The 778-nt window shown below is 42.5% G+C and carries 1 protein-coding gene and 1 pseudogene; both read left to right on the forward strand.

Going from position 1 to position 778, the window contains the following annotated elements:
* Positions 1 to 251, forward strand: a pseudogene (locus tag ACFILL_RS09415) (filamentous hemagglutinin); the annotation flags it as partial.
* A gap of 20 nt (positions 252 to 271) precedes the next feature.
* On the forward strand, positions 272 to 676 hold the full coding sequence (locus tag ACFILL_RS09420; RefSeq protein WP_375643854.1) for a hypothetical protein: 405 nt from the start codon (positions 272 to 274) through the stop codon (positions 674 to 676).
* Positions 677 to 778 lie beyond the last annotated feature (102 nt).

Raw genomic sequence — 778 nt, forward strand, 5'->3', positions numbered from 1 at the left:
CCGGTCTGTTAGGTTATGTGAGTGACGGCAAACAAACCACTGTTGGCTTTGATGGGAATAGATATGACTTTGTAAGCCGATGGATTGGCGGCAATGGCTATACTTATGAGACAATACCTGCTGGCAGTAACTGGTGGAAAGAAACATGGAATATGTTCACAAATCCTTATAATCCTCATACTTGCCTTGGAGATGCGGGGCGTATGTGCAGCATACTTTACGGCCCTTCTCATCGTGAACAAAAACCTTGAATTAGATCATGGAGGAAAAAATGAAACAAACCTTAAAATTATTAAGTGCGATAACTCTATTAAGTATAGCTGGATGTCAGTTTAATAAAACTCCCCCAGGAGATGTGGCTGCGTGGAAAAAGCCAGGAGCAGGTTTTACAGAGGTAGGAAAAGCCTTGTTAGAATGCGGTCTGCCAAGCCTTATTAATGCTGATACAGAAAATAGAAAGCTCAGCTACAATGCAAATGCAACCATTGATGCTTGCATGCTCCAAGCGGGATTTCGCTATAAATATGATGTGGGGGGAGGCTGGTGTGGAAATTATAAAGCGGAAAACTTGCCCATTTGTCGTCCAGGTGCTGTGATCCCGAGGCCCAGTGTCAAGAAGCGCTTAAATAGCCCTTATTGTAAAAAATATAAAAATGCACCTGAATGCAAACCTTAAGTGTTTCTATTGGTGATGATCAACAATCCCCCTCTTTGCCTTCGCTTGGAATGGCGGGATTGTTTCCTCAACCAATCATCTCAATATTGTTCACCGTTGTTT

Origin of the sequence: Bartonella sp. AP20NXHL (assembly GCF_042196165.1) — a bacterium.
Taxonomy (GTDB): Bacteria; Pseudomonadota; Alphaproteobacteria; order Rhizobiales; family Rhizobiaceae; genus Bartonella.

Bases quoted from the DNA above. Each gene is read 5' to 3' on its own strand.
- ACFILL_RS09420 (WP_375643854.1), top strand. From the start codon at position 272: ATGAAACAAACCTTAAAATTATTAAGTGCGATAACTCTATTAAGTATA.